The following is a 25190-nucleotide window of genomic DNA, read 5'->3' as shown; positions in this document are numbered from 1 at the left end:
TCACGCTTATCGGCTGTAAATTAAAGACAGACTCAGGGGTCTGTAGCTCAGTCGGTTAGAGCACCGTCTTGATAAGGCGGGGGTCGTTGGTTCGAATCCAACCAGACCCACCATTGTCTGACGTGTCGGTGATCGTTGGCGCTTTAGCGCTTACGAGTACCCCAAGCCGACAGGCTAGTACCTGAGGTCTCTGTACATGGGGGCATAGCTCAGCTGGGAGAGCACCTGCTTTGCAAGCAGGGGGTCGTCGGTTCGATCCCGTCTGCCTCCACCAATCTTCAATGGGAAGCGTTTGGATCACACGAAAGTGACGTGTGAGACGAGCATTTGCCATTGGCGATTGAGCCAGTCAGAGTGATATGAGTAACACCATATCGGCTGTCGTTCTTTAACAATCTGGAAGAAGCAAGTAATTTGGATAGCGGAAGCGTCTCGAGATGGACGTGAAAACTATCCGGGTTGTGATTGTATCGATGTATCTCAAGATGATTCGAACTTCATTGTTCGGCTCAATTGGAATACGGCACAACGCGAGAACTCAACCTGTAGCGACTGTCGATGAGACAGACTCGTTATAGGGTCAAGCGAACAAGTGCATGTGGTGGATGCCTTGGCGATCACAGGCGATGAAGGACGCGGTAGCCTGCGAAAAGCTACGGGGAGCTGGCAAACGAGCTTTGATCCGTAGATGTCCGAATGGGGAAACCCGGCCCTTTTGGGTCATCCTGGACTGAATACATAGGTCCAGTGAAGCGAACGCGGTGAACTGAAACATCTAAGTAACCGCAGGAAAAGAAATCAACCGAGATTCCCAAAGTAGTGGCGAGCGAAATGGGATGAGCCTTGCACTCTTTATTTGTATTGTTAGCCGAACGCTCTGGAAAGTGCGGCCATAGCAGGTGATAGCCCTGTAGGCGAAAACAGTATGAAAGAACTAGGTGTGCGACAAGTAGGGCGGGACACGTGAAATCCTGTCTGAAGATGGGGGGACCATCCTCCAAGGCTAAATACTCGTGATCGACCGATAGTGAACCAGTACCGTGAGGGAAAGGCGAAAAGAACCCCGGGAGGGGAGTGAAATAGATCCTGAAACCGCATGCATACAAACAGTCGGAGCCTCGTAAGGGGTGACGGCGTACCTTTTGTATAATGGGTCAGCGACTTACGTTCAGTAGCAAGCTTAACCGTATAGGGCAGGCGTAGCGAAAGCGAGTCCGAATAGGGCGTTCAGTTGCTGGGCGTAGACCCGAAACCAAGTGATCTATCCATGGCCAGGATGAAGGTGCGGTAACACGTACTGGAGGTCCGAACCCACTAACGTTGAAAAGTTAGGGGATGAGCTGTGGATAGGGGTGAAAGGCTAAACAAACTTGGAAATAGCTGGTTCTCTCCGAAAACTATTTAGGTAGTGCCTCGTGTCTCACCTTCGGGGGTAGAGCACTGTCATGGTTGGGGGGTCTATTGCAGATTACCCCACCATAGCAAACTCCGAATACCGAAGAGTGCAATCACGGGAGACAGACATCGGGTGCTAACGTCCGGTGTCAAGAGGGAAACAACCCAGACCGCCAGCTAAGGTCCCCAAATATAGCTAAGTGGGAAACGAAGTGGGAAGGCTAAAACAGTCAGGAGGTTGGCTTAGAAGCAGCCACCCTTTAAAGAAAGCGTAATAGCTCACTGATCGAGTCGTCCTGCGCGGAAGATGTAACGGGGCTAAGCTATATACCGAAGCTGCGGATGCGAGCTATGCTCGCATGGTAGGAGAGCGTTCCGTAAGCCTGCGAAGGTGCGTTGAAAAGCGTGCTGGAGGTATCGGAAGTGCGAATGCTGACATGAGTAGCGATAAAGGGGGTGAAAGGCCCCCTCGCCGTAAGCCCAAGGTTTCCTACGCAACGTTCATCGGCGTAGGGTGAGTCGGCCCCTAAGGCGAGGCAGAAATGCGTAGCTGATGGGAAGCAGGTCAATATTCCTGCACCATTGTTAGATGCGATGGGGGGACGGATCGCGGAAGGTTGTCCGGGTGTTGGAAGTCCCGGTCGCTGCATTGGAGAAGGCGCTTAGGCAAATCCGGGCGCGGGATTCAAGGGTGTGGCGCGAGCTCCTTAGGGAGCGAAGCAATTGGAAGTGGTTCCAAGAAAAGCCTCTAAGCTTCAGTCTAACGATGACCGTACCGCAAACCGACACAGGTGGGCGAGATGAGTATTCTAAGGCGCTTGAGAGAACTCGGGAGAAGGAACTCGGCAAATTGGTACCGTAACTTCGGGATAAGGTACGCCCTTGTAGCTTGATGCGCCTGCGCGCAAAGGGTGAAGGGGTTGCAATAAACTGGTGGCTGCGACTGTTTAATAAAAACACAGCACTCTGCAAACACGAAAGTGGACGTATAGGGTGTGACGCCTGCCCGGTGCCGGAAGATTAAATGATGGGGTGCAAGCTCTTGATTGAAGTCCCGGTAAACGGCGGCCGTAACTATAACGGTCCTAAGGTAGCGAAATTCCTTGTCGGGTAAGTTCCGACCTGCACGAATGGCGTAACGATGGCCACACTGTCTCCTCCCGAGACTCAGCGAAGTTGAAGTGTTTGTGATGATGCAATCTACCCGCGGCTAGACGGAAAGACCCCATGAACCTTTACTGTAGCTTTGCATTGGACTTTGAACCGATCTGTGTAGGATAGGTGGGAGGCTATGAAACCGGAACGCTAGTTTCGGTGGAGCCGTCCTTGAAATACCACCCTGGTTTGTTTGAGGTTCTAACCTTGGCCCGTGATCCGGGTCGGGGACAGTGCATGGTAGGCAGTTTGACTGGGGCGGTCTCCTCCCAAAGCGTAACGGAGGAGTACGAAGGTACGCTAGGTACGGTCGGAAATCGTGCTGATAGTGCAATGGCATAAGCGTGCTTAACTGCGAGACCGACAAGTCGAGCAGGTGCGAAAGCAGGTCATAGTGATCCGGTGGTTCTGTATGGAAGGGCCATCGCTCAACGGATAAAAGGTACTCTGGGGATAACAGGCTGATACCGCCCAAGAGTTCATATCGACGGCGGTGTTTGGCACCTCGATGTCGGCTCATCTCATCCTGGGGCTGTAGCCGGTCCCAAGGGTATGGCTGTTCGCCATTTAAAGAGGTACGTGAGCTGGGTTTAAAACGTCGTGAGACAGTTTGGTCCCTATCTGCCGTGGGCGTTGGATATTTGAAGGGGGCTGCTCCTAGTACGAGAGGACCGGAGTGGACGAACCTCTGGTGTACCGGTTGTCACGCCAGTGGCATCGCCGGGTAGCTATGTTCGGAAGAGATAACCGCTGAAAGCATCTAAGCGGGAAACTCGCCTTAAGATGAGATATCCCTGGGGACTAGATCCCCTTGAAGGGTCGTTCGAGACCAGGACGTTGATAGGTCAGGTGTGTAAGCGCAGTAATGCGTTCAGCTAACTGATACTAATTGCCCGTAAGGCTTGATCCTATAACAAGTCTGTCTCGCGCTGATTACAGCGCGTCGGATTGGTTGGATTCTCGTGTGTGATACACACAACTCAAAATTACTGCTTCTTCCAAGATTGGTTGCGCTGCGAAGCAACGCAACAACCCCCTTTGCCTGATGACCATAGCGAGTCGGTCCCACCCCTTCCCATCCCGAACAGGACCGTGAAACGACTCTACGCCGATGATAGTGCGGATTCCCGTGTGAAAGTAGGTAATCGTCAGGCTCCCTTAGCCAGAAACCCCCGCCCGACCAGGCGGGGGTTTTTGCATTGGCGCGGCCAAAATGCCGGGCGCGCCGGGCAAGAGTAGCGTGCTCCATCATCGCATCCTGTCGGCATCCGCCGGAGATCAGCCGTCTTCCATCTACCTGCGCGCACCGCGGAACGAAGCCGCGTGATTTGGTACGATCGAAATGTCGTCGGCGATTGCATACGTCGACGTTCACGTTCGAAACCGGGGCTTGATGGAGAGGGCGGGGAATGAATATCGGTGACGCGTCGCGCGCATCCGGAGTCAGCGCAAAAATGATCCGGTACTACGAGCAGGTCGGCCTTCTTGCGCCGAGCAAGCGTACCGACGCTGGCTACCGAATCTACGGCGCGGACGAAATCCACGTCCTGCGCTTCATCCGTCAGGCGCGACGGCTTGGTTTTCTCGTCGAGGACATCCGCAAGCTGCTGATGCTCTGGCAAGACCGCTCCCGCGCCAGCGCCGAGGTGAAGTCGATCGCCCTCGAGCACGTGGCCGAACTCGACAGGCGCATCGCGGAACTGAGCGACATGCGCGATACGCTGGCCGACCTGGCCGCGCACTGCCATGGTGACGGACGGCCCGAATGCCCGATTTTGGCGCGCCTGGCCGATCCCGTCAGCGAACCAGATTAGTGCGTGTGTTCAGGGTCCGAAATAGGCGCTCGACTCAACCTCTATAAAAATCAATGAGTTAGCTTTGGTGAGCGCGCGCCCATTCCGAATTGGAATGGTTTCCATGCAAGTATTTCACTGGCATCTTGGTGCGGCGTCGCTATAATTCGGGAATACCCTATACGGGAAATCCCTGAATCTCGATTCGCCAGGGGTCCCCCTTCCTTGGAGAACATCATGATCGCCTACATCGTCGAAAAGCTGAGCAACTGGTTCGAATCTGCAGAACGTGAGCGCCGTGAGGCTTACCTCGCCACGTCGTCGGACATCGTCCAGCTCGAGCACCGCATCCGCTCGCTCGAGACCAATGGCTACTCGCTGTAATCCGAGTCACCGCCAGGTGCCGTATGGCACCGATCGATAAGCAGGCCCCGTGTTGACGGGGCTTTGTTTTTTGTGCGCCGGATCTGGCGAAATCGACGATGCGGCGCTATGGTATGGACCTGCTTTTCACCGTGAAGGACACGATCATGCGTTTGCGTCTCGATGTGCGTCGCAGTGCCCGCGCGCGTCTCGTTCTGGGCGCGGCCATGCTTGTCCATGGCTTCGCGGCCGGTGCCGCGACTTCGTCCAAACCGCTGATTCTCGATACGCAGCGCGGTATCCAGGACGGCAAGGGCGGGCTGGTGCTGCAGACAGCGCCGTTGTCTTCCGAGCCGATCGTCGAGCCGGCGGGCATGCGGGCTCCGGCCGGGCAAGTGCCGAACACGTCGGTGCCGCTGTTCGTCGCACCTTATATCAATGTGCCAGGCTGGGGCGTACCGCCGGCCAACCAACCGAGACTCGCACCGAGGCCGCAGCCGTAACGGCCGGTCGCCCGGTCAGTTTCCGCGGTGCTCGATCTGACAACGGGCGCCGCTATCCTGTCCCAGCACCTCGACCAGATAGGGCAGTGCCTCGTTCATGCTTTGCGCAAGCGTATACGGCGGATTCAGGATGAACATCCCGCTGCCGTAGAGGCCTAGTCCATCGGCAGGCGGATTCGATACCGTCAGCGTCAGATGCAGCCAGTTGTTCGGTTGCAGGCGCTTCAACTGCTCGGGAAAGCGCTGCGATTCCGTCCGCATGACCTGCGGATACCAGATCGCGTAGCAGCCCGTCGCGAAACGCTTCAGGCATTCCGTCACGCAGCTTACCGTGCGCGCGTAGTCCTTCTTGTCCTCGTAGGACGGATCGATCAGCACGAGTGCGCGTCGCGGCGGCGGCGGCAGCAGCGCCTTGATGCCTTCGAAGCCGTCGCCGGCGAAGATCATCGCGCGTCGCCCGGCGTCGCGGAAGTTGTGGCGCAGCACGTCGATTTCCGTCGTGTGCATTTCAAACAGGCGCATCCGGTCCTGTTCGCGCATCGATCGCCATGCGATATACGGGGAACCAGGGTAGAAGCGCAGTTCGCCGTCGTCGTTCAGTGCGCGTACTTCGTCCACGTAATCGCCCAGCGCTTCCGGCAGGTTCTTGTCGTTCCACAGCCTGCCGATGCCGGTGTCGAATTCCGCCGTCTTTGCCGCGTAGCCGTCGCGCAGCGAGTACACGCCGGCACCGGCATGCGTGTCGATGTACCAGTACGACTTGTCTTTCTTGTTCAGGTAGCGCAGCAGTTGGACGACGACGGCGTGCTTGAGCACGTCCGCGTGATTGCCTGCGTGAAAACCGTGACGATAACTGAGCATGGCGGGCTGCCTGAAACAGAAGGTGAATCGATGAAAGCGGTCGATCGGGCGCGGCTGTCAGGCCGGGCGCCGATGCGGCCGCGTATTGTACGCGAGTGGCGGTGAGTCGCCTTACTCGTATGCGTTGCCGACCACCTCCTCGATGCGTTGCTTCACATCCGGCGTCAACTTCGCGGCGACGTCGAGCGCGCGCATGTTCTCGCCGATCTGCTCGATTCGCGATGCGCCGGTGATCACCGAGCTCACGCGCGGATTCGCGAGCACCCACGCGATCGCGAGCTGGCCCGTGCTGCAGCCGAGGTCGACCGCGATCCCGCCGAGCCGTTCGACGATGTCGTTGCTGGCCTGATCGGTCAGGCGGTCGCGCATCCAATCGTAACCCTGCAGTTGTGCGCGGCTGCCCGGCGGCACGCCGTTGCGATACTTGCCGGTGAGCAGGCCCGATGCCAGCGGGCTCCAGGTCGTGAGGCCGAGGCCGTAGTCGTCGTAGAGTCGCGCATATTCCAGTTCGACCCGCGTGCGGTGGAACAGGTTGTACTGGGGTTGCTCGACGACCGGCTTGTGCAGGTGATGCCGTTCGGCGATCTCGCACGCGGCGCGGATCTCGTCGGCGCTCCATTCCGACGTGCCCCAGTACAACGCCTTGCCGCGCACGATCATGTCGCTCATCGCCCAGACGGTTTCCTCGATCGGTGTGTTCGGATCGGGCCGATGGCAATAGACGAGGTCGACATAATCGAGCTGTAGCCGGCGCAGCGAGCCGTCGATCGCGTTCAGCAGGTATTTCCGGTTCAGCGTGTGATACTGGTTCGGTGCTTCCGCGAGCCCCCAGAAGAACTTCGTGGACACGATATAGCTGATGCGTGGCCAGTCGAGCGATTTGAGCGCGTGGCCCATGATTTCCTCGGATTTGCCGCCGGCGTAAACCTCGGCGTTGTCGAAGAAATTGACACCCGCGTCGCGTGCCGCGGCGAGGCATTCCCGCGCGACCCGCTGGTCGACCTGGTTGCCGTACGTGACCCACGAGCCGAGCGAGAGCGCGCTGATCTGCAGGCCGGAACGGCCTAGCCGTCGATAGTGCATGCGAACCTCCTGCGTGACAGAACCGACCTTAAGCTTAGACGTTTTGCGCGCGAACGGCGGGGCCGATCGTGCACAATGACGGCTGGCCCGCCGGTACGTCGCGCGATGAAAGCGGATGCGGCCGGCGCGTGTTTTATCGATCCGATAACGGGAGGAGACGGACATGGCAGCAGATCTGAATGGCAAGACCGCAGTCGTCACGGGCGCCGCGAGCGGCATCGGCAAGGAAATCGCACTGGAACTCGCGAAAGCGGGCGCGGCTGTCGCGATCGCCGACCTGAACCAGGACGGCGCCAATGCGGTCGCCGACGAGATCAACAAGGCAGGCGGCAAGGCGATCGGCGTTGCAATGGACGTGACGAACGAGGAAGCCGTGAACAGCGGCATCGACAAGGTCGCCGAAACGTTCGGCTCGGTCGACATCCTCGTGTCGAACGCGGGCATCCAGATCGTCAACCCGATCGAGAACTACGCGTTCTCCGACTGGAAGAAGATGCAGGCGATCCACGTCGACGGCGCATTCCTGACGACGAAGGCTGCGCTCAAGCACATGTACAAGGACGATCGCGGTGGCGTCGTGATCTACATGGGTTCGGTGCACTCGCACGAAGCGTCGCCGCTGAAGTCGGCATACGTGACGGCCAAGCACGGCCTGCTCGGCCTCGCACGCGTGCTCGCGAAGGAAGGCGCGAAGCACAACGTGCGCTCGCACGTCGTGTGTCCGGGCTTCGTGCGCACGCCGCTGGTCGACAAGCAGATTCCGGAGCAGGCGAAGGAGCTCGGGATCAGCGAAGAGGAAGTGGTGAAGAAGGTGATGCTCGGCAACACGGTCGACGGCGTGTTCACGACGGTGCAGGACGTCGCGCAGACGGTGCTGTTCCTGTCGGCGTTCCCGAGCGCTGCGTTGACGGGCCAGTCGTTCGTCGTCAGTCACGGCTGGTTCATGCAGTAACGCGGGCGCGAGCGGCGTAGTCGCCCGCTGCGTCGAACGGTAAAAAAAACGCGCTCCGGGGAGCGCGTTTTTCATTTCGGCGGGGCAGGGCGGGGCCGGCGACGGCTGCAGCCTGCTGGTGCCGAGTTACTTCAGCACGGCTGCGATTGCATTGGCGACCACGTCGAGGTTGCGCGTGTTCAGCGCTGCGACGCAGATCCGGCCCGTGCCGACCGCATAGATGCCGAACTCGTCGCGCAGGCGATCGACTTGCGCCGAGGTCAGGCCCGAATACGAGAACATCCCGCGCTGCGCGTTGATGAAGCTGAAGTCGCGATCGACGCCGCTCGCCTTCAGGCGCTCGACGAGGCCGTTGCGCATCGCGCGGATGCGATCGCGCATTTCACCGAGCTCCTGCACCCACGAAGCGTGCAGTTCCGGCGATGCGAGCACCGCGGCGACGACCGCACCGCCATGGGTCGGCGGGTTCGAGTAGTTCGTGCGGATCACGCGCTTCAGTTGCGACAGCACGCGCGTGGCTTCTTCCTTGCTCGACGTGATGATCGACAGCGCGCCGACGCGCTCGCCGTACAGCGAGAACGACTTCGAGAACGACGACGACACGAACGCGTTCAGGTCGGCCGCAGCAAACAGGCGCACGGCGGCCGCATCGGCCTCGATGTTCTCGCCGAAGCCCTGGTACGCCATGTCGAGGAACGGTACGAGGTTGCGCGCCTTCACGACGTCGACGACTTGTTGCCATTGCGCTTCGGTCAGATCCACGCCGGTCGGGTTGTGGCAGCACGCGTGCAGCACGACGACCGTGCCTGCCGCATAGCCGTTCAGCGCCGACAGCATGCCTTCGAAGTTCACGCCGTTGGTGGCGGCGTCGTAATACGGGTACGCGACGACTTCGAAGCCGGCCGCTTCGAACAGCGCGCGGTGGTTTTCCCAGCTCGGATCGCTGATTGCGACTTTCACGTTCGGGTTCACGGTGCGCAGGAAATCGGCGCCGATCTTCAGTGCGCCCGTGCCGCCCAGTGCCTGGGCCGTGACCACGCGGCCCGCTGCGATCAGCGGCGAATCGTTGCCGAGCAGCAGCTTCTGCACGGCCGCATCGTAGGCGGCGATCCCGTCGATCGGCAGGTAGCCGCGCGGCAGGCCGGCCTCGACACGCACCTTCTCTGCTTCGCGAACCGCGCGCAGCAGCGGAATCTTGCCTTCTTCGTTCGTGTACACACCGACGCCGAGGTTGACCTTGGTCGGACGCGCATCGGCGTTGAAGGCTTCGTTCAGGCCCAGGATCGGGTCGCGGGGAGCAAGCTGGACAGCGGAGAAGAGCGACATGATGATTCGGCAGTAGTGAAAAGAGGGTCAGGCTTTCAGCCGGCGGGGCGGGCGCAGCGAACCGCGCGCCAACGGGCGCGACGCCGGAAAGCGCAGCAGCCTGCCATTGTAGCGAATTCGCGCTGGCGGGGGCGGGCGATTCGGCGGTGAATCGCGATTTCGGGCGGCCGTCGCGCGTCAGGAGCCGACAGCAGTTCGCGCGGCCGCGAAGCGCTAGAATGCTTTCTTTGCCCTCGCTCCGGCCGCATTCCATGTCCGAACATCATGCCGAAGTCGGCGACGCGCTCGACGAATCCAAATTCGTCACCTTCGAAGGGTCGCCGTTCCAGCTGTATCAACCGTATCCGCCCGCAGGCGACCAGCCGACCGCGATCGACACGCTCGTCGAAGGCATCGGCGACGGCCTTGCCTTCCAGACGCTGCTCGGCGTGACGGGGTCGGGCAAGACCTTCACGATGGCGAATACGATCGCGCGGCTCGGCCGCCCGGCGATCGTGTTCGCGCCGAACAAGACGCTCGCGGCCCAGCTCTATGCCGAGTTCCGCGAGTTCTTCCCGCGCAACGCGGTCGAGTACTTCGTCTCGTACTACGACTACTACCAGCCTGAGGCCTACGTGCCGCAGCGCGACCTGTTCATCGAGAAGGATTCGTCGATCAACGAGCACATCGAGCAGATGCGGCTGTCGGCGACGAAGAGCCTGATGGAGCGCCGCGACGTGGTGATCGTCGCGACGGTGTCGGCGATCTACGGTATCGGCAACCCGTCCGAATATCACCAGATGATCCTGACGCTGCGCACCGGCGACAAGCTCGGCCAGCGCGACGTGATCGCGCGGCTGATCGCGATGCAATACACGCGCAACGAGCAGGATTTCCAGCGCGGCACGTTCCGCGTGCGCGGCGACACGATCGACATCTTCCCGGCCGAACATGCGGAAATGGCCGTGCGCGTCGAGCTGTTCGACGACGAGGTCGAGACGCTGCATCTGTTCGACCCGCTGACCGGGCGCGTGCGGCAGAAGATTCCGCGCTTCACCGTGTATCCGTCGTCGCACTACGTGACGCCGCGCGATACCGTGATGCGCGCGGTCGAGACGATCAAGGACGAATTGCGCGAACGCCTCGAGTTCTTCCACCGCGACGGCAAGCTCGTCGAGGCGCAGCGCCTCGAGCAGCGCACGCGCTTCGATCTCGAGATGCTGCAGGAGCTCGGCTTCTGCAAGGGCATCGAGAACTACTCGCGGCATTTCTCGGGCGCGGCGCCCGGCGAGCCGCCGCCGACGCTCGTCGACTACCTGCCGCCCGATGCGCTGATGCTGCTCGACGAGTCGCACGTGCTGATCGGCCAGTTGAACGGCATGTACAACGGCGACCGCGCGCGCAAGGAAAACCTCGTCAATTACGGGTTTCGCCTGCCGTCGGCGCTCGACAACCGGCCGCTCAAGTTCCCCGAGTTCGAACGCAAGATGCGTCAGGTCGTGTTCGTGTCGGCCACGCCGGCCGACTACGAGAAGCGCGTGACGGGGCAGGTCGCCGAACAGGTCGTGCGGCCGACGGGGCTTGTCGATCCGGAAATCGAAGTGCGGCCGGCGAGCTCGCAGGTCGACGACGTGCTGACCGAGATCAACGCGCGCGTGAAGGCCGGCGAGCGCGTGCTGATCACCGTGCTGACGAAGCGCATGGCCGAACAGCTCACCGAATTTCTGGCCGACCATGGTGTCAAGGTGCGCTACCTGCACAGCGACATCGACACGGTCGAGCGTGTCGAGATCATCCGCGACCTGCGGCTCGGCACGTTCGACGTGCTGGTCGGGATCAACCTGCTGCGCGAGGGCCTCGACATCCCGGAAGTGTCGCTCGTCGCGATCCTCGATGCGGACAAGGAAGGCTTCCTGCGCGCCGAGCGCTCGCTGATCCAGACGATCGGCCGCGCCGCGCGGAACGTGAACGGCAAGGCGATTCTCTATGCCGACACGATGACCGAGTCGATGAAGCGCGCGATCGGCGAGACCGAGCGCCGCCGCGCGAAGCAGATCGCGCACAACGAAAAAATGGGCATCACGCCGCGCGGCGTCGTGAAGCGCATCAAGGACATCATCGACGGCGTCTACAACGCGGACGAGGCGCGCGCGGAGCTGAAGGAAGCGCAGCAACGCGCGAAATTCGAGGACATGTCGGAAAAGCAGCTCGCGAAGGAAATCAAGCGTCTCGAGAAGCAGATGGCCGACTACGCGAAGAACCTCGAATTCGAGAAGGCCGCCGCGACGCGCGACCAGCTTGCGCTGTTGCGCGAGCGCGTGTTCGGCGCGAACGTCGGCGACCACATCAGCGGCGGCCGGTAAATCTTTCCAAACGTCACCAAAACCTGTCAGTAACCGGTCTGTAAGCCTTGTCGAATCAGGGGTTTACGCGGTATCCGGTTTGTTCCGAAACAGGTTCGGTGCTAAACTCCACAATTATTGAGAATTGTTCGCATTAACGTTCTTCATTGCGTTAGTGTTTTCAGCGAGCCGCCCCGGCGGCGGCCCGCATGTCGTCAAGATAGTCAGACAAATAACAAGGAGTGTCCATGTTGGGTTCTTCGTTCATCCGCACGACGGTTGCGGTAGCAGCGGCGCTTGCCGCGATGTCGGCCTCGGCGGCCGAATATCCGATCGGCAAGCAGCAGATCCAGGGCGGCATGGAAATCGGCGCGGTGTACCTGCAGCCGATCACGATGGACCCGGAAGGGATGATGCGCAAGGCGTCGGATTCCGATATCCACCTCGAGGCCGACATCCATGCGGTCAAGAACAACCCGACGGGTTTCGCCGAAGGCGACTGGATGCCGTATCTGCAGGTCACGTACAAGCTGACGAAGCAGGGCGACACGAAGTGGAAGTCTGAAGGCGACCTGATGGGCATGGTCGCGAGCGACGGTCCGCACTATGGCGACAATGTGAAGCTGAACGGCCCGGGCAAGTACCACCTGACGATGGTCGTCAAGCCGCCGATGCAGTCGGGCCACATGGCGTTCGGCCGTCACGTCGACAAGGAAACGGGCGTGGGCGCATGGTTCAAGCCCGTTACGCTCGAGTACGACTTCCCGTTCGCCGGTATCGGCAAGAAGGGCGGTTACTGATCGGCGGCATCACGAACGGCGCGCTTCCGCGCGCCGTCGGCGTAGAGAACCCAGAATGAAAATTCCCCAGAAAATCATCGCTGCAGCCGCTGCGTTGTGGCTCGCCGGCGCGGCGCACGCCGCCGATCTGCCGACGTTCAAGCTCGAGATGGCGGATGGCAAGCTGAATCCCGCTCGCATCGAAGTGCCGGCCGGCCAGCGTTTCAAGATCGAGATCAAGAACACCGGCAAGGGTGCCGCCGAATTCGAGAGCGTGCAACTGCGCAAGGAGAAGGTGCTCGCGCCGGGCGCTGATTCGTTCGTGGTCGTCGCTCCGCTGCCGCCGGGCGAATACAAGTTTTTCGACGATTTCCACCAGCAGGCGCAGGGCGTGATCGTCGCGAAGTAACGCGTTTTATCTGCGCGCGGGCATAGCAGTCCGTTGCCCCGCGCGTCAGGAGGTATCGATGGGTCAGATCTTGTTCATCGTCTGGCGGGAGAGCGTCGAAGCGCTGCTCGTCGTCGGCATTCTCTATGCATGGCTGAAAAACGGCGACGACGACGCGCGCCGCGGCTTGCCTTTTCTCTGGGCCGGCGTCGGTGTCGGCTTGCTGATGGCGGTCGGCCTTGGTGCCGCGCTGGTCGGTTTCACCGAAGTGCTGTCCGGCGACGCGCAGGACTACTTCCAGACTGCGATGGTGCTGATCGCATGCGTGCTGATCGTGCAGATGGTGCTGTGGATGCGCCGACACGGCCGCACGCTGAAGCGCGACATGGAGCAATCGCTGCAGCAGAGCACGCGCGATTCGAACTGGTGGGGCGTCGCCGTGCTGGTCGCGCTCGCGATCGCACGCGAAGGCAGCGAGACGGTGATCTTCCTGTACGGTCTCGGGTTCGGCCAGTCGGGCCACGTCGACGGCAACCAGATGCTCGCGGTGCTGATCGGCCTCGGCCTCGCGTTCTTCACGTTCTATTTGCTGCAGCTCGGCGGCAAATACTTCTCGTGGCGGCATTTCTTCCGCGTCACCGAAGTGATGCTGCTGTTCCTCGGCGCGGGCCTGTTCCAGACCGGCGTCGACAAGCTGATCGACAAGGAAATCCTGCCGCTCGGCATCTCGCAGGTGTGGGACACGTCCGCGATCCTCGATGATTCGGGCACGTTCGGCTCGCTCGTCGCGACGCTGACCGGCTATCGCGCGCACCCGGCACTGACCAACCTGGTCGCCTATGCGGTGTACTGGGCGGTTGTCTGGCTGCTGATGAAGCGCGCGAGCCGTCGTCCGGCCGTTGCAGCGGGCCGCACGGCATGAGCGTTGTCGCCGCAGCCAAGCCGGGCTGGCTCGCGCAGGCCGGCCAGTGGATGCAGCGCCACGGTGCGCTGATCCGCGGCATCCAGTGGGGCGTCGTCGCCGTCTACGCGTTCCTGATCATCGTGCCGGCGGTGTTGCCGCTGCCGGACGATTCCGCACATCTATGGAACAACCTCACGCTGATCGCGCAATTCGCGTTCTGGGGCATCTGGTGGCCGTTCGTGCTGCTGTCGATGGTGATGCTCGGCCGCGTCTGGTGCGGCGTGCTGTGCCCGGAAGGCGCCCTCACCGAATACGCGAGCAAGTTCGGCCGCGGCGGCCCGATTCCGCGCTGGATACGGTGGGGCGGCTGGCCGTTCGTCGCGTTCGGGATCACGACGATCTACGGGCAGATGGTGAGCGTGTACCAGTACCCGCTCGCGGTGTTGTTCGTGCTCGGCGGCTCGACCGTCGGCGCGATCGTGATCGGTGTGCTGTACGGCCGCGAGAAGCGCGTGTGGTGTAAGTACCTGTGTCCGGTCAACGGCGTATTCGGGCTGCTCGCGCGGCTCGCGCCGATGCGCTACAAGGTCGACGAGGATGCGTGGCGCCGTTCGTACAAGAATGGCGAGCATGGCCATCGCGTGATTCCGATCAACTGCGCGCCGCTCGTGCCGTTGCGCAGCATGAAGGGCGCCGCGGCGTGCCATATGTGCGGCCGCTGCAGCGGGCACCGCGATGCGATCTCGCTGTCGTCGCGCTCGCCGTCCGACGAGGTCGTGAACCTTGGCGCGCAGCAGGCGAACCCGTGGGATACCGCGCTGATCCTGTACGGCCTGCTCGGCGTCGCGATCGGCGCGTTCCACTGGACCGTCAGTCCGTGGTTCGTGCAGATCAAGCAATGGCTCGCGGGCTGGCTGATCGACCGTGACATCACCTGGCCGCTCGAAACCAATGCGCCCTGGTTCCTGCTCACGCATTATCCGGATCGCAACGACGTGTTCTCCTGGCTCGACGGCGGGCTGATCGTCAGCTATATCGTCGGCACGGGGCTCGTGTACGGCACGGCGCTGCTGGTGCTGTTGGCCGGCGCCACGCTGATGCTCGGCCGTTTCGATCGCGTGCGGCTGCATCATCTCGCGCAGGCGCTGATCCCGATCGCGGGCGCGGGCGTGTTCCTCGGGTTGTCGGCAACGACGTTGTCGTTGCTGCGCGCCGAACACGTACCGCTCGGCTGGGCGACCGACGTGCGCATCGCGATCCTGGTCGGCGCCAACGCATGGAGTGCGTGGCTCGCGTGGAAAGTGACCGGGCGTTATGCGGCCTGGCCGCGCCGGCTCGCGGCATTCGCGTGGTTCGCCGTCGGGCTTGCGGTCGTCGACAGCGCATGGTGGTTGATGTTCTGGGGTTTCTGAAGCGGCTTGTGTGCGGCTTCGGCTGCGGTGCGAAGCCGCGAGGAAACAAGCGCGGTTCAGCTTTCAGCATGCATTGAGCGACAACGAACGCGGGCGGCCTGCTTCACGCATTGGCTGCTCAAACAAAAAAGCGACACGTCCTTCGACGTGTCGCTTTTTTTCTTCCTTGTGCGAGAACCAAAAAAGTGGCTTGGCTTGCTGCAACGGCTGCTTGAGTGTGTTTGCACGAAGGGGTCTAGATCTCGCGTGCAAGCCGTTACGCTGGCTAATGCCCAACACCTCTCAGGGAGGTGGTCCCCACAATACTCGGTCGTTACTTCGTCAGGATCAGTTTGCCGAGCCGTGTGGCACGCAACTGATAGGTCTCTCCGTTATGCGCGATGCTGATGTGGCTGTGGCCTTGCAGCAGCGCATCGCTGCTGACGACCCGCGTGCCTGCATCGCGGTTGCCGGCGGGTTTCGCCGGCGTCGTGACCGCTGCCGTCTTTTGACGGCTGCTGCCTGTGGTGCCGGTCGTGCGGCGCAAGGTCAGCGTGGTCGGGCGCATGGTGTCGGTCATTCGGTTGATCGGTGACTGTCGATACGATGGAATGAATTCTAAATGATAACTATTCCCATTTACAAAAACTCTTTATCGATCGGAACGGTGAACTTGATAGCTTGAATCAAAGGGCGGCCGGCAGGCCGCCACCGGGTTCAATGCAGTGGATCGGGGTCCTTGCGGCCCTGTGCGTACTCACGGATCAGGCGGACCGTGTCGATATCCGACGTGCGGTACGCTTCCTTGACGATTCCGTGCGTCTGCCGAGCTTCTTCGCTGTCGTCCGAGACGGTCAGCGTCGTGCGGTATTCGAAACGCAGGAACAGCTCGTGGTCTTCGCGCTCCTCGATCGTCATCGTCAGCGAGCCGCCGATCTCGCCATCGGCCGCGCGGATGTCGTAGCGGACCTGCTGGTTCGGCGTGAACGTGACGTGGTCGCGAACGGTCGCGTGGCCGTAGTGCAGTTCACGTTCGAGCGTCGTTTCCGTCCGTTCGTGGACGACGCAGCTATCGAGGCCGAGCACGAACAGCTGCGGCTGTTCGGCGCGCAGCACGAGGCCTTCCCAGAGCTGGTCGCGGGTGAGGGTCGGCACGGCCGGATCGTCGGAGTTGATCTGGATCAGGTGTTCGAAGTTCAAGGGTACGGATTCCTTCTGGTGGTGGGCGGCCACATGGTTCAAGAAGTTATTGTGACGCAAAACCATCCGTTTCGCGGCACCTGCCGCCCCCGATCGGGCGTCAGGCTTCGATGCGACCCATGCGGCCGGTCTGGTAGTCGACGACGGCCTGCCGGATCTCTTCCTCGGTATTCATCACGAACGGGCCGTAGCGGACGATCGGCTCGTTGAGCGGCACGCCGCCGATCAGCAGCAGATCGAGCGGCCCGTCGCCGGCGGTGAACGTGACCGTGTCGCCGTCGTCGCCGTAGACGATCATGTGCCGTGCGTCGACAGACTGCCTGTCGGGCCCGTAGAGGCCCGTTCCGTCGATCGGATAGGCAAACACGCGATAGCCGGCCGGCACGGGCTGCGTGACCGTCGCACCGGGTTCCAGCGTGAAATGCTGGTAGAGGATCGGCGTGCGCGTCTCGATCGCGGCCCGGACGCCGAACGCTTCGCCGGCGATGACGCGCACGCGCGCGCGGCCGTCCGGCGACGTCGCGCTCGGAATGCGGTCGGCCGGAATCTCCTGATAGCGCGGCGCGATCATCTTGTCGCGGCGCGGCAGGTTGACCCATAGCTGGAAGCCGTGGGAGCGGCCGCCCGCCTGCGCGAACGCCGGATCGGGCATCTCGCTGTGCACGACGCCCGAGCCGGCCGTCATCCACTGCACGTCGCCGGGGCCGAGCGTGCCGGCATGGCCGGACGAGTCGCGATGGCGGAAACGCCCGTCGAGTGCGTAGGTCACGGTTTCGAAGCCGCGATGCGGATGGTCGGGCGCGCCCACGGCTTCGCCGGGGGCGTAATCGACGGGCCCCATTTCGTCGAGCAGCAGGAACGGATCGAAATCCATCAGCAGCCGGGTCGGGAACGGGCGGTGAACCACGAAGCCGCCGCCTTCGGTCGTGCGAAGCGCGGGGTATGTGCGGTCAAGCGAGCGAGCGGTCGTCATACGGAAGCCCTCGAAATCATCGGAATAGCGTTATTTTTGAAACATAGCGCTATTATATTGGGCGTTTAACCGTTCGATTTGCGGCGGTTCGCAATGGATTGTTCTGAAATTGGAACGATGACATGAATATCGATGCGCATAACCTGAACGACCTGATGTACTTTTCGCAGGTCGTCGAACATGGCGGTTTCTCGGCTGCGGAGCGCGTGCTGGGCATCTCGAAATCGCGCCTGTCGCGGCGCCTGACCGAGCTCGAGGCGGCGCTCGGCGTGCGCCTGCTGCAGCGCTCGACGCGCAAGCTCGCGCTGACCGAGGCGGGAGAGCTGTTCTACCAGCATTGCCAGGCGATGCTCGCCGAAGCGCGGGCCGCGATGAACGCGGTGCAGCAGTTGCGCGCGTCGCCGCGCGGCTCGGTGCGTGTCAGCGTGCCCGTCACGCTGTCGCAGACGATGTTGTCGCGCATCCTGCCCGAATTCCTGCGCCGCTATCCCGAGGTGAAGGTGCACGTCCGCGTGACGAACCGCGTGATCGACCTGTTCGAGGATTCGGTCGACGTCGCGCTGCGAGTTCGCTCGGAGCCGCCGCAGAACGCCAACATCGTCGTGCGGCCGCTGTGGCGCACCGAGCAGATGCTGGTCGGCGCGCCGAGCCTGCTGAGCCAGAATGCGCCGCCGCTGGTGCCGGACGACCTGACTTACTTCGAGACGCTCGATACGCCGAGCGTCGACGGGCGGCATGTGTTCAACCTGATCGCGCCGGACGGTACGCGTCATGTGCACGAGCACGACCCGCGGCTCGTGACGGCCGACCTGATGACGATCCGCGAGGCCGTGCTCGACGGCCTCGGCATCGCGGCGCTGCCGGAGATGATGTACGGCAACGCGCTGCGCGCGGGCCAACTGTCGCCCGTGATGCCGGGCTGGACGCTGCCGGTGCCGCAACTGTACGCGGTGTTCGTGTCGCGGCAGGGGATGCCGCCCGCAGTGCGTGCGTTTGTCGACTACCTGGTCGAGAAGCTCGATCACGGCGCCTACAAGGAGCCGGGTTGCCCCGAGCGCGCAAAGAAGGAAGCGGCGGCCGATGCTTCGGCGACCTGAACACGACGCGCACGACGAGGCAAATTTGTTTTGTCATTGAAGCGTCGCCGGCAATCGCAAGTTTCAATCGCCGGAACCTTGAATGCGCGGGCGGGCGAGCCTATATTGAAATCCCATTTCGTGAAGGAAGTTTCTGAGCGAAATCAGGTGGCCGCATATATTGCGAGCCAGATAGGGCAGAACGCGCAGTCCGTGCAGACCACGGTAGCCGCATTTGCGTTGCTCGAGGCGCAACCGATACCGCCGAAGAGCCCGCCGCCCGAAGGCGCCCGCGTGCGCATGAAAAAAGGCCTTCATCTGGCGATGAAGGCCTTTTACTTTGGGGACGCCCGGTTAGGGACGCCCGGTTAGGGACGGCCGGCTAGCTAGATGCGCCCCGCGAGGTGCGTTACTTCGCTTTCGCGCCCGGCTCCGTTACGAAGCCGAGCTTCGTCAGGCCGCCGGCCTGCGCATCCGACATCACTTCGGCCACATGCTCGTATGCAACCTTGCGGTCCGCACGCAGGTGCAACTCCGGCTGCGGCGTGCGTTTCGCCGCTTCCGCGATGCGCACCTGCAGCTGTTCGCGCGTGACCGTGTGGTCGTCCCACAGGATCGTGCCGTCGCCCTGGATCGCGACGTCGACCGTCTGCGGCTTTTCGTCGACGGGCTGGCTGCTGGCATGCGGCAGGTCGATCTTCACCGCATGCTGCATCGCCGGGATCGTCACGAGGAAAATGATAAGGAGTACGAGCATGACGTCGACGAGCGGCGTCATGTTGATCTCGCTCATCACGGCATCGTCGTCATCGTCGCTGAAACCGGTGTTCATTGCCATGGTTCACCTCGCCTCAGCTGGCGCGCGTCGCGAGACGCAGGCCGTCGCGCGTCGACGACGATGCGAGGCTCGCGCCCGTCACGAAGTATGCGTGCAGGCCGTGCGCGAAGCGGCGCAGCTTGCTGACGACACCCTTGTTCGCGCGGGTCAGTGCGTTGTAGCCGAGCACGGCCGGGATCGCGACGAACAGGCCGAAGGCCGTCATGATCAGCGATTCGCCGACCGGGCCCGCGACCTGGTCGATCGACGTCTGGCCGGTTGCGCCGATCGCGAGCAGTGCGTGGTAGATCCCCCAGACCGTGCCGAACAGGCCGACGAACGGCGCCGTGCTGCCGATCGACGCGAGGATCGCGAGACCGCTCTGCATGCGCGAGATGCCTTCGTCCATCGTGTCCTTCAGGCAGCGCGTGACCCAGTCCGACACGTCCATGCGGTCGTGCAGGTGCGGTTGCGTCTGGTGGTGGTGATCGGCGGCTTCCTTGCCCGACAGCGCGAGTGTGAGGAACGGGTTGTCGTTCGGCGTCGATGCGGCGAGGCCGAGCTTCTTGACGCCGTCGTCGAAATTGTTCGAATGCCAGAACGCCTGTTCGGCGTTCTTCGTGAGGCGGTTCAGGCGAATCACGTTCCAGCCCTTGATGACGATCACGATCCACGACAGGACCGACATCACGAGCAGCGTGATCGCGATGGCGCGCGTGACGAAATCACCTTGCGCCCAGACGTGCGCGATACCGTAGCTTTGCATTTTTTGTTTCCTTTGAATCTTCCGGATGAGGCAGGTTAGTCGGTGAGCCCGAAGCTGTAGGGCTGTGTGCGGGCGGCGCGGATCGCCTGGCCGTTCTCGATGTACGGACGGCAGGTGGTCGAACGCATCGCGTCGAGTGCGGCATCGTCGAGGCGCGGGTAGCCGCTGCTCTTCTGCAGATCGATGCTTTCGATCTTGCCGGTCACGCCGACGACGAAGTGAACGTAGGCCGTACCCGACTCGCCGCGGCGGCGCGACATCGACGGGTAGTCAGGCTTCACGAAGTTGCATTGGAGCGTCGGCACGTTCTTCGGCGCGCTGACTTGCATCGTCTCGCGAGCCGGGCCGGGCGCGGCGGCCGGTGCTGCGGGAGCGGGCGCGGCCGGAGCGGGCGTCGGATCGGCGGCTGCCGGCGCAGGTGTCGGCGACGGGGCCGGCGATTGCGTAACCGGCTGAGGCGTCGGCTTTGCCGCTTTCGGCACCGGCTTCGGCTCGACCTTCGGCTTGACGCGCGGCACCGGCTTCGGCGGCGCGGGCCGCGGGATCGATTCGGCCGCGACCTGCTGGGCGATCGGTGCGGGTGTGATGAGTTGCGCGGTGATCGTCTGGACCTCGACCGATTTCGGCGGCGGCGCGTTGCGATGCAGCCAGGCGGCCGTTAGCATGACCGCGTGTGCGGCAAGCACACCGACCGCGACGACGATCACTCGGGGATTCATACGTGGTGCAGCCGGCAAGACGCCGGCAGGAGCGGAATGCGAAGCCTGCATGTTAGCTTGAAAGAACGATGTCGCACCCGGGGCGCGGCGGGTGAATCGGCATCACTTGCGGAAGATCAGCAGCGAGATGCAAACGGTGGTCACGAATCCGATCAGCAATTCCATCACAGGCTCCTTGGCAGGTAAGCCGCTGGCTCGCGCAGACGGTGGCTTGCTGACGGTCAAAACAAAAAATGCGGCCGGGGCCGCATGCGCACACTCGGCGCCGGTCAGGCGGCCTTGCGTTCGTAGAACGTGACCGGGATCGGGTGAGCGTGATGCTCGACACCGCACCGGCTCGCGCAGACGCCTTGCTCGGCCATGAGGTCGCGTACGGACTCCTCGCACTTGCCGCAGCACGTGGCCACGCCGAGCTCGAACTGGAGTTCGTCGAAAGAGTTCGCGCCCTCAGCGAGGGACGCGCGAATCTTGCGATCGGAAACAGACTTGCACACGCAGACGATCATGATGAGTTGCGATAGCTAACGGTAATGCGAATTATTATCATTAATTTTGCTGACGTTGACAAGTCTGGGTCGGGCTTTTTTTAACGTCATCGGACCCTTGAAACGGCGAGGGCGGCGCAGCCGCGTCGGGAGAGGGTGTGCCGGCCCGCGTCAGGCGGTCGCGCAGGCGCGCGCGTTCGGCGAGGAAATGGTGACGGATTCGACCGGCGCATCGAGGCCGAGCAGCGTCGACGCGAGTGCCTGCAATTGCCGGCCGTCGCCGGTCGAACAGAAGCGGGGCGAGGCGACGGGCGTGCCGTCGGGCGCACGCAGGCCGTGCTGGTCGAGCACGCGCGCGAGCTGGAGCGCGATCGCGTCGCTCGTGTCGATGATCGCCATGCGGTCGCCGACAATGTCACGAATCGTTGCGGTGAGAAACGGGTAGTGCGTGCAGCCGAGGACGACCGTGTCGGCGCCGTCGTCCAGCATCGGTTGCAGATAGCTGTCGAGCAGCGCGCGCAGCGCGGGCGAACCCGTGTCGCCGTTCTCGATTGCCTGCACGAGCCCGTGGCCCGGCTGGCAGATGAAGCGGCAGCCGGCACCGTGACGTTCGAGCAGCGCCTGGAAGCGCGCGCTGCGCAGCGTCGCCTGGGTGGCGAGCACGCCGGCGACGCCGCTCGCGGACTGCTGGACGGCCGGCTTGATGCCCGGCTCGACGCCGACGAGCGGGATTGCGAGATGCTCGCGTACCGCCGCGATCGACTGGGCGGTCGCCGTATTGCAGGCGACGACGAGCGCCTTCGCGCCCTGACGGACAAACCATTCGCCGATCGCGAGCGTGCGCTCGGTGATGAATGCGTCGTCGCGTTCGCCGTACGGGATGTAGCGCGTATCGGCCGTATAGACGAACGATTCGCCGGGCAGGTGCGCGCGCACGGCGCGCAGCACCGACAGGCCGCCGAGCCCCGAATCGAAGATTCCGACAGGGGCGGCGTGCATCGCGGGAGCGGCTGGCTGGTTCGTCATCGTCATGCGGGCGGCGCGGTGGCGGGCGGGGCGATTACTCGGCCGAACCCATCATCGATTGCTGGTAGTTCTGCAGGCCGACCTTGCCGATCAGGTCGATCTGCGTTTCCAGCCAGTCGATGTGCTCTTCGGTGTCGTCGAGGATCTTTTCGAAGATCTCGCGCGACACATAGTCGCGAACCGATTCGCAGTAGGCGATCGCTTCCTTGCACGTGGCCTGCGAGATCTGCTCGAGCTTCAGGTCGCACTTCAGGATTTCTTCGGTTTCCTCGCCGACGAGCAGCTTGTGCAGGTCCTGCAGGTTCGGCAGGCCGTCGAGCATGAACACGCGCTCGATCAGCCAGTCGGCGTGCTTCATTTCGCCGATCGACTCGTCGTACTCGTGCTTGCCGAGCTTGTCGAGGCCCCAATGCTTGTACATGCGCGCATGCAGGAAGTACTGGTTGATCGCCGTGAGTTCATTCTTCAGTTGGGCGTTCAGATATTCGATGACTTTCTTGTCGCCTTGCATGGCTGTTCCTTGTTCAGTGGGGCTTCAGAAACCGAACGATAATCGCTCGAACGAGAAAAGCCAAGCCTCGAAGCCTTGTCGGGCCTGCCTTTTGCGTGTAATGAGAATCAGCCTTGAAGAACCGGCTGCACACGATAATGAGAACGGGAAGCAAAAAGGCCGGACTCCCGTCCGGCCTTTCGTGCGATCGCGCTTAAGCGGCTGCGACCGGGATCTTGCCGATCTTCGCCTGCCACTCCTTCGGACCGGTCTGGTGCACCGACGTGCCCGACGAATCGACGGCGACCGTCACCGGCATGTCCTGCACGTCGAATTCGTAGATCGCTTCCATGCCGAGGTCTTCGAATGCGAGCACCTTCGCGCCGCGGATCGCCTTCGACACGAGGTAGGCCGCACCGCCGACCGCCATCAGGTAGGCCGCCTTGTGCTTCTTGATCGCGTCGATCGCGACCGGGCCGCGCTCGGCCTTGCCGACCATCGAGATCAGGCCCGTTTGCGCGAGCATCGTCTCGGTGAACTTGTCCATGCGCGTGGCCGTCGTCGGGCCGGCCGGACCGACCACTTCGTCGCGCACCGGATCGACCGGGCCGACGTAGTAGATCACGCGGTTCGTGAAGTCGACCGGCAGCTTCTCGCCCTTCGCGAGCATGTCGGCGATGCGCTTGTGCGCGGCGTCGCGGCCGGTGAGCATCTTGCCCGACAGCAGCAGCGTCTGGCCCGGCGTCCAGCTCGCGACTTCTTCCGGCGTCAGCGTGTTCAGGTCGACGCGCTTGCTGGTTTCCGTGTTCGGTTCCCACTGGACCTTCGGCCAGGCGTCGAGCGACGGTGCTTCGAGCTTGGCCGGGCCCGAGCCGTCGAGCACGAAGTGCGCGTGGCGCGTGGCCGCGCAGTTCGGGATCAGCGCGACCGGCTTCGATGCCGCGTGCGTCGGTGCGGCCATGATCTTCACGTCGAGCACGGTCGCCAGGCCACCGAGGCCCTGCGCGCCGATGCCGAGCGCGTTGACCTTCTCGTGCAGCTCGACGCGCAGCTCCTCGACCCAGTCCTTCGGGCCGCGCGCGATGATTTCCTGGATGTCGATCGGCTCCATCAGCGATTCCTTCGCCATCAGCATCGCCTTCTCGGCGGTGCCGCCGATGCCGATCCCGAGCATGCCGGGCGGGCACCAGCCCGCGCCCATCGTCGGGACCGTCTTCAGCACCCAGTCGACGATCGAGTCGGACGGGTTCAGCATCACGAACTTCGACTTGTTCTCCGAGCCGCCGCCCTTCGCCGCGACCTGCACGTCGACCTTGTCGCCCGGCACGATCTCGTAGTGGATCACGGCCGGCGTGTTGTCCTTCGTGTTCTTGCGGGCACCTTCCGGCGGATTGACGATCGACGCGCGCAGCACGTTGTCCGGGTGCGTGTAACCACGGCGCACGCCTTCGTTGATCATGTCGGTGAGGCCCATCGTCGCGCCGTCCCAGCGCACGTCCATGCCGACCTTCACGAAGATCGTGACGATGCCGGTGTCCTGGCAGATCGGGCGCTTGCCTTCCGCGCACATGCGGCTGTTCGTGAGGATCTGCGCGATCGCGTCCTTCGCGGCCGGGCTCTCTTCCAGCTCGTACGCGCGGCCGAGTGCCTGGATGTAGTCGAGCGGGTGGTAGTAGCTGATGTACTGCAGCGAATCCGCGATGCTCTGGATCAGGTCTTCCTGTTTGATGACGGTCATGGCTGAGACTCTGTGAGGACAGTGGGGAATGCGTTTTATGCGTTGACGGCTGCTTCGGCCGGCTGGCGGGACGCGGCCGCGGCGGGCGCATGCGTCTCGTGGAAATGGGCCGGGTGCGTGTGGGTCGTCAGGCGGTCGACCCACGCCATCACGAGCGCCGACACGAGGAACGACACGTGGATGATCACCTGCCACATGATCGCGTGCGTCGTGTGCTGGTCGGGGTTGATGAAGGTCTTCAGCAGGTGGATCGACGAAATGCTGATCAGCGCCATCGACAGCTTGACCTTCAGCACGCCCGCGTTCACGTGGTCGAGCCATTCGGGCTCGTCGGGGTGACCCTCGATGCCGAGGCGCGACACGAACGTTTCGTAACCGCCGACGATCACCATGATCAGCAGGTTCGAGATCATCACCACGTCGATCAGGCCGAGCACGGCGAGCATCACGCTGACTTCGTCGAGGCCGGCCGCATGCGACAGCAGGTGCCAGACTTCCTTCAGGAACAGGAACACGTAGACGGCCTGCGCGACGATCAGGCCTAGGTAAAGCGGAACCTGGAGCCAGCGGCTCATGAAAATCAGCGCGGGAAGCGGGCGAAGCGTGCGGCGGGCGGGGTGGCCGGGCGAATGCGGGGCGGACATGATGGCGGTGCGGGCGCGGTGCGCAGGTATCGGGGGTAATCT

Annotated in this window: 25 protein-coding genes, 2 tRNA genes and 2 rRNA genes; 15 read left to right on the top strand and 14 right to left on the bottom strand. The window is 62.6% G+C overall.

What is annotated here, in order from left to right:
* Positions 1–36: 36 nt before the first annotated feature.
* From FPJ27_RS30530 to FPJ27_RS30500, 7 genes are all read left to right on the top strand, one after another.
* Positions 37–113: transfer RNA gene (locus tag FPJ27_RS30530), tRNA-Ile, on the top strand.
* Positions 114–198: 85 nt separating this feature from the next.
* Positions 199–274: transfer RNA gene (locus FPJ27_RS30525), tRNA-Ala, on the top strand.
* Between the two features lie 304 nt (positions 275–578).
* Positions 579–3460 (top strand): 23S ribosomal RNA (locus tag FPJ27_RS30520).
* Positions 3461–3591: 131 nt separating this feature from the next.
* Positions 3592–3704: ribosomal RNA gene (gene rrf, locus FPJ27_RS30515) — 5S ribosomal RNA — on the top strand.
* A gap of 255 nt (positions 3705–3959) precedes the next feature.
* Complete coding sequence (gene cueR / locus FPJ27_RS30510) at positions 3960–4364, top strand: Cu(I)-responsive transcriptional regulator (RefSeq protein WP_072445469.1); 405 nt, start codon at positions 3960–3962, stop codon at positions 4362–4364.
* Between the two features lie 216 nt (positions 4365–4580).
* Positions 4581–4727 carry a DUF3563 family protein gene (locus FPJ27_RS30505; RefSeq protein WP_072445473.1) on the top strand — a complete coding sequence of 49 codons (147 nt, stop codon included), beginning with the start codon at positions 4581–4583 and terminating at the stop codon, positions 4725–4727.
* A 113-nt stretch (positions 4728–4840) separates the two neighbouring features.
* Positions 4841–5209, top strand: coding sequence for a hypothetical protein (locus FPJ27_RS30500; protein ID WP_072445470.1), 369 nt, complete (start codon positions 4841–4843; stop codon positions 5207–5209).
* Between the two features lie 15 nt (positions 5210–5224).
* Here the strand turns inward: FPJ27_RS30500 and rlmJ are convergent, their stop codons facing one another.
* Both rlmJ and FPJ27_RS30490 read right to left on the bottom strand, forming a co-directional pair.
* Complete coding sequence (rlmJ, locus tag FPJ27_RS30495) at positions 5225–6070, bottom strand: 23S rRNA (adenine(2030)-N(6))-methyltransferase RlmJ (RefSeq protein ID WP_204423902.1); 846 nt, start codon at positions 6068–6070, stop codon at positions 5225–5227.
* A gap of 111 nt (positions 6071–6181) precedes the next feature.
* Complete coding sequence (locus FPJ27_RS30490) at positions 6182–7153, bottom strand: aldo/keto reductase (RefSeq protein WP_204423900.1); 972 nt, start codon at positions 7151–7153, stop codon at positions 6182–6184.
* Between the two features lie 163 nt (positions 7154–7316).
* Between FPJ27_RS30490 and FPJ27_RS30485 the strand changes: the two genes are divergently transcribed.
* Entirely contained in the window at positions 7317–8105 is a 789-nt protein-coding gene (locus tag FPJ27_RS30485) for a 3-hydroxybutyrate dehydrogenase (protein WP_204423897.1), read from the top strand.
* 126 nt (positions 8106–8231) lie between these two features.
* On the opposite strand, the gene FPJ27_RS30480 is transcribed toward FPJ27_RS30485, so the two are convergent.
* On the bottom strand, positions 8232–9431 hold the full coding sequence (locus FPJ27_RS30480; protein WP_204423894.1) for an amino acid aminotransferase: 1200 nt from the start codon (positions 9429–9431) through the stop codon (positions 8232–8234).
* Between the two features lie 251 nt (positions 9432–9682).
* Between FPJ27_RS30480 and uvrB the strand changes: the two genes are divergently transcribed.
* From uvrB to FPJ27_RS30455, 5 genes are all read left to right on the top strand, one after another.
* Complete coding sequence (gene uvrB / locus FPJ27_RS30475; protein ID WP_034183483.1) at positions 9683–11773, top strand: excinuclease ABC subunit UvrB; 2091 nt, start codon at positions 9683–9685, stop codon at positions 11771–11773.
* Positions 11774–12000: 227 nt separating this feature from the next.
* Complete coding sequence (locus FPJ27_RS30470; RefSeq protein ID WP_072445376.1) at positions 12001–12552, top strand: iron transporter; 552 nt, start codon at positions 12001–12003, stop codon at positions 12550–12552.
* 55 nt (positions 12553–12607) lie between these two features.
* Positions 12608–12940, top strand: coding sequence for a cupredoxin domain-containing protein (locus tag FPJ27_RS30465; protein WP_204423891.1), 333 nt, complete (start codon positions 12608–12610; stop codon positions 12938–12940).
* A 58-nt stretch (positions 12941–12998) separates the two neighbouring features.
* On the top strand, positions 12999–13841 hold the full coding sequence (locus FPJ27_RS30460) for an FTR1 family protein (RefSeq protein ID WP_072445374.1): 843 nt from the start codon (positions 12999–13001) through the stop codon (positions 13839–13841).
* Positions 13838–15235, top strand: coding sequence for a 4Fe-4S binding protein (locus FPJ27_RS30455; RefSeq protein WP_034183486.1), 1398 nt, complete (start codon positions 13838–13840; stop codon positions 15233–15235). The genes FPJ27_RS30460 and FPJ27_RS30455 overlap by 4 nt, the downstream gene beginning before the upstream one ends.
* Before the next feature lie 313 nt (positions 15236–15548).
* Here the strand turns inward: FPJ27_RS30455 and FPJ27_RS30450 are convergent, their stop codons facing one another.
* From FPJ27_RS30450 to FPJ27_RS30440, 3 genes are all read right to left on the bottom strand, one after another.
* Complete coding sequence (locus FPJ27_RS30450) at positions 15549–15794, bottom strand: hemin uptake protein HemP (protein ID WP_072445372.1); 246 nt, start codon at positions 15792–15794, stop codon at positions 15549–15551.
* Positions 15795–15931: 137 nt separating this feature from the next.
* A complete protein-coding gene (locus FPJ27_RS30445; RefSeq protein ID WP_034183488.1) occupies positions 15932–16414 on the bottom strand; it encodes an SRPBCC family protein in 483 nt (160 codons plus the stop codon).
* Positions 16415–16514: 100 nt separating this feature from the next.
* Positions 16515–17387: a pirin family protein gene (locus tag FPJ27_RS30440; protein WP_204423889.1), complete on the bottom strand. Its 873-nt coding sequence runs from the start codon at positions 17385–17387 to the stop codon at positions 16515–16517.
* 122 nt (positions 17388–17509) lie between these two features.
* On the opposite strand from FPJ27_RS30440, the gene FPJ27_RS30435 reads away from it, so the two are divergent.
* Together FPJ27_RS30435 and FPJ27_RS30430 are read left to right on the top strand one after the other, a co-directional pair.
* Positions 17510–18484, top strand: coding sequence for a LysR substrate-binding domain-containing protein (locus FPJ27_RS30435; protein WP_072445370.1), 975 nt, complete (start codon positions 17510–17512; stop codon positions 18482–18484).
* Positions 18485–18589: 105 nt separating this feature from the next.
* Positions 18590–18835 (top strand): hypothetical protein, encoded by a 246-nt coding sequence (locus FPJ27_RS30430; protein ID WP_204423887.1) that lies wholly within the window; start codon positions 18590–18592, stop codon positions 18833–18835.
* A 37-nt stretch (positions 18836–18872) separates the two neighbouring features.
* On the opposite strand, the gene FPJ27_RS30425 is transcribed toward FPJ27_RS30430, so the two are convergent.
* The 8 genes from FPJ27_RS30425 to FPJ27_RS30390 all read right to left on the bottom strand — a co-directional run bounded on the left by FPJ27_RS30425 (position 18873) and on the right by FPJ27_RS30390 (position 25148).
* The gene (locus FPJ27_RS30425) at positions 18873–19301 is read right to left on the bottom strand and encodes a biopolymer transporter ExbD (RefSeq protein WP_204423884.1); all 429 of its coding nucleotides are present in this window, start codon (positions 19299–19301) and stop codon (positions 18873–18875) included.
* 13 nt (positions 19302–19314) lie between these two features.
* Positions 19315–20046: a MotA/TolQ/ExbB proton channel family protein gene (locus tag FPJ27_RS30420; protein WP_204423881.1), complete on the bottom strand. Its 732-nt coding sequence runs from the start codon at positions 20044–20046 to the stop codon at positions 19315–19317.
* A 35-nt stretch (positions 20047–20081) separates the two neighbouring features.
* Complete coding sequence (locus FPJ27_RS30415) at positions 20082–20816, bottom strand: energy transducer TonB (protein ID WP_204423879.1); 735 nt, start codon at positions 20814–20816, stop codon at positions 20082–20084.
* 218 nt (positions 20817–21034) lie between these two features.
* On the bottom strand, positions 21035–21271 hold the full coding sequence (locus tag FPJ27_RS30410; RefSeq protein WP_034183493.1) for a (2Fe-2S)-binding protein: 237 nt from the start codon (positions 21269–21271) through the stop codon (positions 21035–21037).
* A 150-nt stretch (positions 21272–21421) separates the two neighbouring features.
* Positions 21422–22282 (bottom strand): glutamate racemase, encoded by an 861-nt coding sequence (gene murI / locus FPJ27_RS30405; protein WP_204423877.1) that lies wholly within the window; start codon positions 22280–22282, stop codon positions 21422–21424.
* A gap of 28 nt (positions 22283–22310) precedes the next feature.
* The gene (gene bfr, locus FPJ27_RS30400; protein ID WP_174382342.1) at positions 22311–22787 is read right to left on the bottom strand and encodes a bacterioferritin; all 477 of its coding nucleotides are present in this window, start codon (positions 22785–22787) and stop codon (positions 22311–22313) included.
* Between the two features lie 193 nt (positions 22788–22980).
* A complete protein-coding gene (locus FPJ27_RS30395) occupies positions 22981–24504 on the bottom strand; it encodes a fumarate hydratase (RefSeq protein ID WP_034183495.1) in 1524 nt (507 codons plus the stop codon).
* A gap of 35 nt (positions 24505–24539) precedes the next feature.
* Entirely contained in the window at positions 24540–25148 is a 609-nt protein-coding gene (locus FPJ27_RS30390; protein WP_204423875.1) for a TIGR00645 family protein, read from the bottom strand.
* Positions 25149–25190 lie beyond the last annotated feature (42 nt).

The sequence above is a fragment of the Burkholderia sp. MS455 genome (assembly GCF_016899445.1).
Lineage (GTDB): Bacteria > Pseudomonadota > Gammaproteobacteria > Burkholderiales > Burkholderiaceae > Burkholderia > Burkholderia pyrrocinia_C.
The sequence above is the reverse complement of the archived record's forward strand: the minus strand, read 5'-3'. Positions and strand labels throughout refer to the sequence as shown.

Excerpts from the sequence above, each read along its gene's own strand:
- cueR (WP_072445469.1), top strand. The coding sequence starts at position 3,960 with ATGAATATCGGTGACGCGTCGCGCGCATCCGGAGTCAGCGCAAAAATG.
- FPJ27_RS30505 (WP_072445473.1), top strand. The coding sequence starts at position 4,581 with ATGATCGCCTACATCGTCGAAAAGCTGAGCAACTGGTTCGAATCTGCA.
- FPJ27_RS30500 (WP_072445470.1), top strand. The coding sequence starts at position 4,841 with ATGGACCTGCTTTTCACCGTGAAGGACACGATCATGCGTTTGCGTCTC.
- rlmJ (WP_204423902.1), bottom strand. The coding sequence starts at position 6,070 with ATGCTCAGTTATCGTCACGGTTTTCACGCAGGCAATCACGCGGACGTG.
- FPJ27_RS30490 (WP_204423900.1), bottom strand. The coding sequence starts at position 7,153 with ATGCACTATCGACGGCTAGGCCGTTCCGGCCTGCAGATCAGCGCGCTC.
- FPJ27_RS30485 (WP_204423897.1), top strand. The coding sequence starts at position 7,317 with ATGGCAGCAGATCTGAATGGCAAGACCGCAGTCGTCACGGGCGCCGCG.
- FPJ27_RS30480 (WP_204423894.1), bottom strand. The coding sequence starts at position 9,431 with ATGTCGCTCTTCTCCGCTGTCCAGCTTGCTCCCCGCGACCCGATCCTG.
- uvrB (WP_034183483.1), top strand. The coding sequence starts at position 9,683 with ATGTCCGAACATCATGCCGAAGTCGGCGACGCGCTCGACGAATCCAAA.
- FPJ27_RS30470 (WP_072445376.1), top strand. The coding sequence starts at position 12,001 with ATGTTGGGTTCTTCGTTCATCCGCACGACGGTTGCGGTAGCAGCGGCG.
- FPJ27_RS30465 (WP_204423891.1), top strand. The coding sequence starts at position 12,608 with ATGAAAATTCCCCAGAAAATCATCGCTGCAGCCGCTGCGTTGTGGCTC.
- FPJ27_RS30460 (WP_072445374.1), top strand. The coding sequence starts at position 12,999 with ATGGGTCAGATCTTGTTCATCGTCTGGCGGGAGAGCGTCGAAGCGCTG.
- FPJ27_RS30455 (WP_034183486.1), top strand. The coding sequence starts at position 13,838 with ATGAGCGTTGTCGCCGCAGCCAAGCCGGGCTGGCTCGCGCAGGCCGGC.
- FPJ27_RS30450 (WP_072445372.1), bottom strand. The coding sequence starts at position 15,794 with ATGACCGACACCATGCGCCCGACCACGCTGACCTTGCGCCGCACGACC.
- FPJ27_RS30440 (WP_204423889.1), bottom strand. The coding sequence starts at position 17,387 with ATGACGACCGCTCGCTCGCTTGACCGCACATACCCCGCGCTTCGCACG.
- FPJ27_RS30435 (WP_072445370.1), top strand. The coding sequence starts at position 17,510 with ATGAATATCGATGCGCATAACCTGAACGACCTGATGTACTTTTCGCAG.
- FPJ27_RS30425 (WP_204423884.1), bottom strand. The coding sequence starts at position 19,301 with ATGGCAATGAACACCGGTTTCAGCGACGATGACGACGATGCCGTGATG.
- FPJ27_RS30420 (WP_204423881.1), bottom strand. The coding sequence starts at position 20,046 with ATGCAAAGCTACGGTATCGCGCACGTCTGGGCGCAAGGTGATTTCGTC.
- FPJ27_RS30415 (WP_204423879.1), bottom strand. The coding sequence starts at position 20,816 with ATGCAGGCTTCGCATTCCGCTCCTGCCGGCGTCTTGCCGGCTGCACCA.
- FPJ27_RS30410 (WP_034183493.1), bottom strand. The coding sequence starts at position 21,271 with ATGATCGTCTGCGTGTGCAAGTCTGTTTCCGATCGCAAGATTCGCGCG.
- murI (WP_204423877.1), bottom strand. The coding sequence starts at position 22,282 with ATGACGATGACGAACCAGCCAGCCGCTCCCGCGATGCACGCCGCCCCT.
- bfr (WP_174382342.1), bottom strand. The coding sequence starts at position 22,787 with ATGCAAGGCGACAAGAAAGTCATCGAATATCTGAACGCCCAACTGAAG.
- FPJ27_RS30395 (WP_034183495.1), bottom strand. The coding sequence starts at position 24,504 with ATGACCGTCATCAAACAGGAAGACCTGATCCAGAGCATCGCGGATTCG.
- FPJ27_RS30390 (WP_204423875.1), bottom strand. The coding sequence starts at position 25,148 with ATGTCCGCCCCGCATTCGCCCGGCCACCCCGCCCGCCGCACGCTTCGC.